7 protein-coding genes and 2 pseudogenes are annotated in these 10067 nt (G+C 69.6%); 6 read left to right on the top strand and 3 right to left on the bottom strand.

The annotated features are described in order from the left end of the window. Positions 1 to 183: 183 nt before the first annotated feature. A complete protein-coding gene (locus ABZW32_RS19475) occupies positions 184 to 534 on the bottom strand; it encodes an ankyrin repeat domain-containing protein (RefSeq protein ID WP_356217455.1) in 351 nt (116 codons plus the stop codon). A 248-nt stretch (positions 535 to 782) separates the two neighbouring features. On the opposite strand from ABZW32_RS19475, the gene ABZW32_RS19470 reads away from it, so the two are divergent. Further along, positions 783 to 1298 (top strand): hypothetical protein, encoded by a 516-nt coding sequence (locus tag ABZW32_RS19470; RefSeq protein ID WP_356217454.1) that lies wholly within the window; start codon positions 783 to 785, stop codon positions 1296 to 1298. A 51-nt stretch (positions 1299 to 1349) separates the two neighbouring features. After that, positions 1350 to 4004, top strand: coding sequence for a Helicase associated domain protein (locus ABZW32_RS19465; protein WP_356217452.1), 2655 nt, complete (start codon positions 1350 to 1352; stop codon positions 4002 to 4004). Positions 4005 to 4204: 200 nt separating this feature from the next. Here ABZW32_RS19465 and ABZW32_RS19460 read toward each other — a convergent pair whose 3' ends face one another. Next, a complete protein-coding gene (locus tag ABZW32_RS19460) occupies positions 4205 to 5563 on the bottom strand; it encodes a hypothetical protein (RefSeq protein ID WP_356217451.1) in 1359 nt (452 codons plus the stop codon). A gap of 303 nt (positions 5564 to 5866) precedes the next feature. Here ABZW32_RS19460 and ABZW32_RS19455 point away from each other — a divergent pair, with 303 nt between their 5' ends. From ABZW32_RS19455 to ABZW32_RS19445, 3 genes and pseudogenes are all read left to right on the top strand, one after another. Further along, positions 5867 to 6850: a helix-turn-helix domain-containing protein gene (locus ABZW32_RS19455; protein ID WP_356217449.1), complete on the top strand. Its 984-nt coding sequence runs from the start codon at positions 5867 to 5869 to the stop codon at positions 6848 to 6850. Positions 6851 to 6868: 18 nt separating this feature from the next. Next, positions 6869 to 7034, top strand: a pseudogene (locus ABZW32_RS19450) (ISKra4 family transposase); the annotation flags it as partial. A gap of 687 nt (positions 7035 to 7721) precedes the next feature. Beyond that, on the top strand, positions 7722 to 8480 hold the full coding sequence (locus ABZW32_RS19445; protein WP_356217448.1) for a PDZ domain-containing protein: 759 nt from the start codon (positions 7722 to 7724) through the stop codon (positions 8478 to 8480). A gap of 31 nt (positions 8481 to 8511) precedes the next feature. Here the strand turns inward: ABZW32_RS19445 and ABZW32_RS19440 are convergent, their stop codons facing one another. Then, positions 8512 to 8682, bottom strand: a complete 171-nt coding sequence (locus ABZW32_RS19440) for a hypothetical protein (protein WP_356217447.1) — start codon at positions 8680 to 8682, stop codon at positions 8512 to 8514. A gap of 526 nt (positions 8683 to 9208) precedes the next feature. Here ABZW32_RS19440 and ABZW32_RS19435 point away from each other — a divergent pair. Continuing rightward, positions 9209 to 9934, top strand: a pseudogene (locus tag ABZW32_RS19435) (IS5 family transposase); the annotation flags it as partial. Between the last annotated feature and the right edge of the window lie 133 nt (positions 9935 to 10067).

Genomic DNA, 10067 nt, shown 5'->3' with positions numbered 1-10067 from the left:
CCCCTCGGGCCGGTGTCCTGCGCTTCGCTTCGGACGGGTTCGGGATTCCGCTTCGCTTCATCCCGAACGAGCCGCTGCGCGGCTCTGGGTGACCCCGTTTCACGGGGTCCGGGCCTTCGGCCTGTTGGGCGGGTCCGCTCCGCTCCCCCGCGTTGGCCTCTCCGACTCTGCCTTCGGGGCTGGCTATCGGGGAGGCCGGGTGGTGAAGCGGTTGAGGAGGCGGATGGCCATGTCGTGGTTGTAGGTGTGGGCTAGGTCTCGGGCTGTGCGGCTTTCCAAGGTCAGGTCGGCATCGGCTCCGTATGCGAGGAGGATCGCGGTGAGCGCGCTGTCGAGCGGTTGCCTTGTCTGGAGGACTGAGTCGCCTTCGAGGTCGATGGCATGCATCAGGAGGGTTTGTCCGCAGCAGACTTCGTTGACGTCGGCGCCGTCGTCAAGCAGTCGCGTCAGGGTGGCGTGGTCACTCGATTCGACCGCTTGATGAGCCGGGGTCCAGAGGTTGTCGAAGTCCTGCTTCCCGGGGTTCTCGGTCATCTTCTTCCTTGGGTGACGTGGATGCCTGTTCGCGTGAGGATTCAGTGTAGCTGCTGCATCAAGTAGAGGTCCTATGTACCATTGGCAGAAATACGTGACTGGCAAGGGAGTGGATTTCCATCAGTGAGAGCGTTCCTGAGGGACTCACTCGTAGAGCTGGATCCTTCATTCGGTGTCACGGATATTGGACCGGCCGGACCGATATCGAGCAATACCGGCCCCTTTGGGTAGAGCACGGTGTCCCCGACGTGCAGATCGACCGGGTGGCTGCTTTCGAAGCGACGTGGGGTGGTCTGGGGCTTCCGCCTTCTCCGCACTACGACGGCGGCCCCCGGACGCTCAGCGGAGACGTACCCGAGGGGCCGGATCCCGACTGGCACTTCGGGGCCGGGGCACAGCGCACGGCCCTTCCCTACTCGTTCATGATCGGACCCGGCGGGGAGTTCGGACTCCACGCCGACGGCTGGGTCCCACTGCACTCCACGGTCGAAGGGTGGGTGGAAGCGCTGGCCCTGGCCGAACACGCCCGCAGCTGCGCACACACCATCACGACGGTGACACGCGACGCCGTGGACGAACTCGACCTCACCGGCTTCGAACCGGTACCCGAGGTCGCCGGCCTCGCGGACACCTGGTGGCTCGGACCCGACTCGCTCGTCGCCGTCTACCGCGGCGAAGCCGAAGTCATGCACGCACCCCAATGCAGAACCGCCACCATCTACGCCGGCCTAGACTCCTGGGGACTCCACGGGCTCCGCGCATAGGTCCCAGAACGGCCGAATCGACCGCACGGATGAAAAGAGAGAGCTCGAGTAATGCTGCGGATCACACTCAAGGAACACCAGGTCGACCAGAAATCCGCGTTCCGGAAATGGGTGGGATTCCCCGCAAGAGTGCCGGTGCCCCCACGGGGAGCCAGGGGCACCATCGTCTCAGCAACCGGCTCGGGGAAGACGATCACGGCCGCCGCGTGCGCGCTGGACTCGTTCCCGGACGGCCGGATCCTCGTCACCGTCCCCACCCTGGACCTCCTCGCCCAGACCGCCCAAGCCTGGCGCCTGGTCGGCCACCGCGCCCCGATGATCGCGGTGTGCTCGCTGGAGAACGACCCGGTCCTCAACTCGCTGAACGTGCGCACCACCACCAACCCGATCCAGCTCGCCCTGTGGGCCGCCTCCGGGCCGGTCGTCGTGTTCGCCACATACGCCTCCCTGGTGGACCGCGACGACATCGACGCACCCGAGGGCCAGTGGAAGGTCCGCGGGCCCCTGGAGGCCGCCCTCGCGGGCGGGGAGCGGCTCTACGGGCAGCGGATGGCCGGCTTCGACCTCGCCATCGTCGACGAAGCCCACGGAACCGCCGGCGACCTCGGACGCCCCTGGGCCGCGATCCACGACAACGCACGGATCCCGGCCGACTTCCGGCTCTACCTCACCGCCACCCCACGCATCCTGGCCGCGGCCCGGCCGCAGAAGGGCGCCGGCGGCCAGGAGGCGGAGATCGCGAGCATGGCCGACGGCCCGGACGGAACCTACGGCGCGTGGCTGGCAGAGTTGGGCCTCTCGGAGGCGATCGAGCGGGGGATCCTCGCCGGGTTCGAGATCGACGTCCTGGAAATCCGCGACCCCTCCCCCGTCCTCGGGGAGTCCGAGGACGCGCAGCGGGGCCGGCGCCTGGCGCTGCTACAGGCCGCGCTCCTGGAGCACGCCGCGGCGTACAACCTGCGTACGGTCATGACGTTCCACCAGAAGGTCGAGGAAGCGGCCGCGTTCGCCGAGAAGCTGCCCGAGACGGCGGCCGAGCTGTACGTCACCGACGCCTCCGACGCCGATCTGACGGCCGCGGAGAAGCTGCCGAAGTCATCGATCGACGCCGAGTTCTACGAGCTGGAGGCCGGCCGCCACGTCCCGCCGGACCGGGTCTGGTCGGCGTGGCTGTGCGGCGACCACCTCGTCACAGAGCGCCGCGAAGTCCTGCGGCAGTTCGCCAACGGCATCGACGCGGACAACCGGCGTGTGCACCGGGCGTTCCTCGCCTCCGTACGGGTCCTGGGCGAAGGTGTCGACATCACCGGCGAGCGGGGCGTGGAGGCGATCTGCTTCGCCGACACCCGCGGCTCCCAGGTCGAAATCGTCCAGAACATCGGCCGCGCGCTCCGGCTCAACAAGGACGGATCCACGAAGATCGCCCGCATCATCGTGCCGGTGTTCCTGGAGCCAAACGAGGACCCCACCGACATGGTCGCCTCCGCGAGCTACCGCCCTCTCGTAGCGGTGCTCCAGGGCCTCCGCAGTCATGACGACCGTCTCGTCGAGCAGCTCGCGTCCCGGGCCCTCACCAGCGGCAAGCGCAAAATCCACCTGCGCCGCGACGAGGACGGACAGATCATCGGCACCGGCGGCGAGGACCAGGAGGACGGCTCCGACGCCGCGGCCGAGTCGGCGCTGCTCCACTTCTCCTCGCCCCGGGACGCGGCCACCATCGCCGCGTTCCTGCGCACCCGCGTCTACCGGCCGGAGTCGCTGGTGTGGCTGGAGGGCTACCAAGCTCTGCTGCGGTGGCGGGCGGAGATCGAGATCACCGGCGTCCACGCGGTCCCGTATGACGTGGAGGTCGAGGTCGGGGTCACGAAGGCGTTCCCTCTGGGGCGGTGGGTGCACCAGCAGCGCAAGGCGCTGCGGGCCGGGGAGCTGGAGGATCGCCGCAAGGTTCTCCTGGACGCGCCGGAGGCCGGGATGGTCTGGGAACCCGGCGAGGAAGCGTGGGAGGCCAAACTCGCCGTACTCCGCTCCTACCAGCGGGCCACCCGGCACCTCGCACCCCGACAAGACGCCATATGGGGCGAAGACGACGCGATGGTGCCCATCGGACAGCACATGGCCAACCTCCGCCGCAAAGGCGCGAAAAACGGGCTCGGGAAGAACGAGGACACCGCCACGACCCGGGCCACGCAGCTCGCCGCGATCGACAAGGACTGGAACTGCCCCTGGCCACTCGACTGGCAACGGCACTACCGCGTGCTCGCGGACCTGGTCAACGCCGACGGCGCCCTGCCCGACATCGCCCCCGGAGTACTCATGGACGGCGACGACATCGGACGATGGCTCCAGCAACAGAAGCAGCCGGCCACCTGGACGCGGCTTCTCCCCGAACAGCAGGAGCGGCTGACCGCGCTGGGCGTACAGCCCAACCAGGCTCCCGCCCCCGCGCCGGGCGGCGGGGAGAAGGGTCCGAGCAAGGCGCAGCAAGCGTTCCAGCGGGGTCTGACGGCGCTCACGCAGTGGGTGGAGCGGGAGGGTGCGGACCGGCCGGTGCCCCGCGCGCACAGTGAGGAGATCGCGGTCGAGGGCGAGGCGGAGCCGGTGACCGTGAAGCTCGGCGTATGGGTCTCCAACACCAAGACCCGACGCCACAAACTCACCCAGGAGCAGTTGGACGCACTGCGCGAGCTGGGCGTGGAGTGGGCCTGACACACCACCCCGCCCATCGTCGAGCCAGGAGGTCAGCGAATAAAGGGCCCCGGGACCTCGCGACCCCCGGGCCTTCGACTCGCCTCAAGCGCCACCGGGCCGTCGCCACCAGATGGGACAAACTCGCAGTCACCTACGAGGCGACCGTGCTGGTTTCAGCCCTCGACGAATGGCGGCGACCAGCACTTTCACCACAGGCCCTAGCCCACGGCCATCGTCGCGCCCCAGGCATCGAGGATGGTCCGGGTCGGGACGAAGCCCACGCACGTGGACGCCGTGCCGGACGAATCCACGGTGCCGAGGAACGTATTCATGATCCCTCGGCTGATCACCTTGGCGGGGTTCGACGACCAGCGGAAGACGGGGCCTCCCATATCGTCGATGGAGAAGGCTGCGCTCCCGTCCCGGGTGCAGGCGGACGTCACGTCGACGTAGGCGTCGCCCGTCCAGACCTGTGTGGTTTCGCCGACGAAGATCTGGCACCGGTAGCCGGTCCGGACTCCGCTCTGGCAGACCTCGTCGCCGGGCGTGGACTTCTCGTAACCCGCGTAGGTCTTCTCGTTCTCACCGATCCAGACGCGGGCGCTGGAGCCGCCCGTGCCCCTGGTGTCGATAATGGCCGTGTCGATTTCCGGGACCCGGTTGAAGAGGGGCCCGAAGTCCTGGAAGCCGCTGTACAGGTACGTCCCGGTGGGGCCGCATCCGGCAGACGTGACCATGTAGCGGCCCCACCCGGGTACGTCCATGGCGAAACCGCTGGTGCACCACCACTCGTGGCGCGTGAGGCTCAGAATGGCGCCGCCGTCGTGCGCCGGCTTGTCGTTCCAGCGGCTCCCCACGTCGGCCGCCGCGAAGGCCTCAGCGGCCTGCTTCCGGGGGGTGCTGCGGGGCGTGCGGGCCGGGGCGCTCTTCTCGAAGCGGATGTCCGCGAGGGCGACTCCACCCCATGCCGGTTTCCCGGCCCGGGAGCCGTCGGCGAGCACGCGCTCGGCCAGGGCCGCTGCCCGTTCGGGTCGGTCGGCTCCGATCCGCAGGCCGCCGCCTCCTTCCAGGAGGCCGATCTGCTCGATGGCGACGCTGCCGTCGTGGCGCCAGACCGTGGCGTCGTGTTGGACCGCGTCCCGGGCCGCGTCCAGCTGCTCGCGGTTGTACTTGGCGCCCTTCACGACGACGTTGACGTCCGCCCCGTCATGTGCGGCGAGCTGACCGCGGCCAGCCGAGACCAGCGCGGCGCCGAGTTCGGGGCGGGTGAGGTAGAGCGTGACGGTGGAGCGGGCCTCGTCCACCCACACTCCGCCGAAGGTGTCGGCGTAGGAGCGGGCTGCCACGCCGTCCAGGGACCGGGCCAGGCGGCCGGTGGGGGTAGCCGCCGATACCTCGGCTGCCGTCCCGACCGCCGGTAACGGAACGCCGACCGCCGGCACCGGGCCGTCCGCTCGTGAAGGTGTGGGCGCGTCCTGCGCCCCCGCGGGGCTGACGAGTACGGAGCAGAGCGCGGCGGTCAGTGCGCCGGCCCGCAGGCTCCAGCTCAACGACATGCGTGTCACGGATGTGGACATGTTCTCCCTGCCTTCGGAAGGTTCGATCGGAAGACCTGGCACGGTGCCGACTGCCACTGTGTGGGGAGAAGTCGGCCGGCGTCGATGGCACTGCGCGCAGAGACGTTGCGCACTGAGCGCAGACAGGCCGCGGAGGGCCAGGAGTTGAGAGTTGGCCGACGCCCCGCTATCCCGGCAGCCGCCGACGGCCAACTATGGGCGTGTACACATCACCGTGCAGCGGGGGGCTTCGTGACGGGTACACAGCCACGTACACAGACGGTCAGCGTCCGCGCGCGGGACGGTTTCGAGTCGTGGGCAGGCATGGTCGGCGACCTCGTGATGCCCGTCTCCATCACCAGCCCGCACATCGAGCACTTCCGCGGCACCGCGACGGCGCTCGACCTCACCCATACCGACCTGTCCGGATTCGCCTTCTCACCGATGTCCGCTCGGCGCGGTGCGGGGCAGATCCGGCGCGGGGACCCGGAGGACTACTTCCTCTTCCTCGTCCACGGCAGCCCGGTGGGCCTGGAGCAGAACCGCAACAACACCCTGCTCCGCGCCGGCGACATGGCGCTCTTCGACTCCTCCCACCCCTTGAGCTGCGAGTTCCTCGACGAGGGCCGACTCTCCCGCATCTCTCTGCTGCGGGTGCGCCGCAGCGTCCTGCCTCTGCCCCAGGACCACGCCGACCGGCTCCTCGGCACCCGGCTCGCCACCGGCACCGCCTCGGGGACGCTGCTCGCCTCGTACCTGACCGGGCTGCGCACCCACACCGAGCGCGCCGACCCCACCGAGTTGTCCCGCCTCGGCTCCGTCTGCCTCGATCTGTGCGCCACCTACCTCGCGGTACAGTCCGGCGGCCCCGACGCGCTGCCCGCCGAGACCCGCCGCCAGGTCCTGCTGGCCCGGATCCGGGCCTTCATCGACCACAACCTGCCCGACCCGCGGCTCAGCCCGGACACCATCGCCGCCCACCACCACATCTCCGTACGGCTGCTCCATTCGCTGTTCCGCGCGGAGCCAGAGACCGTCGCCGCCACGATCCGCAGGCTCCGCCTCGAACGCAGCCGGGCCGACCTCGCCGACCCGCGGCTCGGCCACGCCAAGGTCGGCGAGATCGCGGCGCGCTGGGGCTTCCGCCACCCAGCGGACTTCAGCCGGGCCTTCCGCCGCGCGTACGGCGTGCCGCCCAGCGACTACCGCCGCCTGGCGCTGCTGAGCGGTGCCGGAGGGACCGAGGGCCCGGTATCGACACATCTGCGATACCGGGCCGTCGTACCGTCCGGACGGCCATCAGCTTGACTCTTTCGACCGACCGCGAAGGGTGTGGTCATGCAGCCCGAAGCCCTCCGGGAGGCGACCTGCCGCATGACATCAAGGCCGTCTTCCAAGGACGACGCGGCCGTCTCGCACCTGTGAGAAACCAAAACGGAAACGGATGCCGACCTTCGCCTGCCTCTTCGACGCCCGCCCGGCCCCGAGCCGGCGCGCAGCCTGGTCCGGGCCCTCGGGCACGTACCGGTCCAGCAGGGCGGGCAGGTCCCGGCGGCGGGCCAGGGCGGCCACCTGGTCCGGGTGGACGTCGGGGAACCGCGTCTCGCCGCCGAGGTAGACCAACAGGCCGGCGGCCTTCACCAGATGCCCGACCCGCCGAAGCCGTCACCCGAAGGCGCAGGATCGGCAGCGGTACCCCCAGGTGCGAAGCACCGCTTTCATGGCAGGGCCCAACCAGGCAAAACACCACCTCGTGTCAGCGCCCCCGGACATCACTTCCATGTCAGTCAGCTCACAGCCCCCGCACACCTCTCACCTGCAGAAGGCCAGCTGACCTGACAGAACATCACTGCCACCCACCAATGACAGGAAAGCGGCTCATCGCAGTAGCGCTCTGAGCTGCATGAACAGACGAAACAGGCTCGGGCTCCCGGCTCCTCCTGTCTGCTCCGGGCGGGCCCTGACTTCCCGGCGAAAGGCTGGGCGAAAACATTCCCGAAGGGAAATGGAAAGTGTCGTTTCAGCAGTGATTGAGGGTGATTGAACGGGTGATCCTGCACGTCCGCCCTTCTTGCCCAGCCTGGTGACTCGGTAGAAGTGGCCGGGGGACTCGGCTCGGGCGGCCACCGGCTGGCGAATTTCCCAACGCATATCACCCCGATCACGCAAGGACACCGCCTTGACCAGCATCCGCACCCGCGTCCGCACGAAGGCGATCACGACGACCCTCCTGGGCCTGGCCGTCCTGGCCGCGCCCGGCGTCCCGGCCGCCGCTACCACCGCCCACACCATCACCGCCGCCGCGGCCCATCGGGCCTTGCCCCCGCAGCAGAACATCCCCAACCTCGACGCCCCCGGCCCGGCACAGACCGTCGTCTACCCCGGAGACAACGTCACCCGGAACTACCCGACCATCGTCCGGATCCAAGCCCCGCCGTACACGCGCATCACCGGCATCCCCATCGACTGCTCCCACGTCTCCTGCACGATCTCGATCGCCGCCGACGGCAAGTCCGCAACCGTCACCATCAACTCCAGTCGGCCATGGATCGCCAGCCTCCCCTTCAACGTTTCCCTCCAGGCAGACACCAACGCGCCCCTCGCCGGCGGCCAGTACAGCGGCACCTTCACCTACGACTACAGCACCGTGCCCCTCACGGTGAACATCACCCCCGGCGCCCCCGGCAACCTCCTGCTCGCCACCAGCAACGCCCCCGCCAACGGCGGCGTCATCGTCCAGTTCGTCCCTCCCGGCACCAGCGGCGCCACCGCCGGCCTCCAGCCCGGTGACGTCATCACCGCCATCGACGGCCAGCCCACCCCCAACATCGGCACCTACTACTCGGTCATCAACAACTACCGCGCCGGTGCCACCCTCCCCTTCACCATCCAGCGCGCAGGCCAGACCCTCACCCTCCCGGTCACCCTCGACAGCTGACACACCAACCACCCGGGAGTCAGACAACGGGTCAGACTCCCGGCTCGGCGCCGCCACCGGCCGTCACCCCGCCGCGCTCCGCGAAGCCCTCGAAGGCCCGGCAACCCGATGCGCCGAGTGCGACGCCCCGCTCCCGCCGGAGGGCACCGTCGACGGAAGCCCCCGCCGCCACTGCTCCGCCCGCTGCCGTCAACGCGCCCATCTTCGACGCACCATCGGCACCCCGGCCTGCGGATACTGCGGGATCGAACTGCCCAGGACCCCGGGGAAGAGCACGCCGTCCTGGTGTTCCCCACGCTGCCGCCGAATGGCGCACCGCGAAGGCGTCGAGCGACCCTCCGTGGCTCCGGCTCCAGCCGCCTCGAAGCCGAAGCTCTGCACGAAGTGCGGGGAGACCATCTACCGCATCCCCATGAGCCGCCGCGGGCCCGCCGGCTACTGCCAGCGCTGCCGCGACCACGACTACCTCCAACGCCAGAACCCCACCCCGTCCCCCGCCGATCACAGTGTTCCCACTGGCCCGACCTGCGGCTTCTGCCGATCACCCATGGAATCGGCCTCATCCGCCCGCCGGTGGTGCTCGCATGCCTGCCGACAGGCCGCCTACCGAGCACGCAAACTCGGTGAGATCCCCGCCCGCTTTTGACCTGCACTGGTCCCGTCTCAACGGACTTTGGCCGGTCTCACCCAGAGCGTGTCTCTTTGATGGGTTGAGCTGTTGATCGGATGTGTCTGTCCGATTGTTGATCAGTGATGCGATGTGGGACCGGATCGAGCCGTTGATGCCGGCCGATCCGGTCCGCGGGCGGCGGTGGGCCGACCACCGTCGGACCTTGGAGGCCATCGCCTGGAAGTACCGCACGTGCTCGCCCTGGCGGGATCTCCCGGACGGGCTCGGGTCCTTCAAGACCGCCCACAAGCGCCTGCTGCGCTGGGCCGTTGACGGAACGTGGGCCCGCATCTTCGCCGCGGTCCTGGCCGCCGCCGACACGGACGACGACATCGGCTGGACGGTGTCGGTGGACTCCACCGTCTGCAGGGCCCACCAGCACGCGGCTGGTGCCAGCAAAGGGTGACCGGAGCCCAACGAGCCCGCCGACCACGCACTCGGGCGACCCCAGGGCGGCTGGGGCACAAAGGTGCACCTGGTCGGCGACGCCAACGCCCGGCCACTGGCGATCGTGCTCACCGCCGGCCAGGCCGGCGATGCCCCCGCGTTCACCGCGGTCATGGCCGCCATCCGCGTCACGCGAACCATCCCGGGACGACCCCGCACCCGCCCCGACACAGTCATCGCGGACCGCCCGTACTCCTCCCGCGCGATCCGCGCCCACCTGAGGCAACGGCATGTCAAAGCGGTGATCCTGCAACCCGCAGACCAGGTCCGCCACCGCAAACGGCGCGGCTCGCACGGTGGCAGACCACCGGCCTTCGACCCCGGGACGTACCAGGAGGCCGGTCGGATGATCGAGCATGACCACTCACGGCGTTCTCCGCGCGAACTTCCCCACGCTGGCTGCTGGTGGCAGATCGCATGGGAGTGGCCCGGGCCGGCTGGGTCAGGGCCCAGCGAGGTGGCCTGCCCCG

The organism is Streptomyces sp. NPDC004667 (genome assembly GCF_040609475.1).
Taxonomy (GTDB): domain Bacteria; phylum Actinomycetota; class Actinomycetes; order Streptomycetales; family Streptomycetaceae; genus Streptomyces.
The sequence above is the reverse complement of the archived record's forward strand: the minus strand, read 5'-3'. Positions and strand labels throughout refer to the sequence as shown.

Coding starts and splice junctions, on each gene's coding strand:
- ABZW32_RS19475 (WP_356217455.1), bottom strand. CDS start 534: ATGACCGAGAACCCCGGGAAGCAGGACTTCGACAACCTCTGGACCCCG.
- ABZW32_RS19465 (WP_356217452.1), top strand. CDS start 1,350: ATGCTGCGGATCACACTCAAGGAACACCAGGTCGACCAGAAATCCGCG.
- ABZW32_RS19460 (WP_356217451.1), bottom strand. CDS start 5,563: ATGTCCACATCCGTGACACGCATGTCGTTGAGCTGGAGCCTGCGGGCC.
- ABZW32_RS19455 (WP_356217449.1), top strand. CDS start 5,867: ATGGTCGGCGACCTCGTGATGCCCGTCTCCATCACCAGCCCGCACATC.
- ABZW32_RS19440 (WP_356217447.1), bottom strand. CDS start 8,682: ATGGGCGCGTTGACGGCAGCGGGCGGAGCAGTGGCGGCGGGGGCTTCC.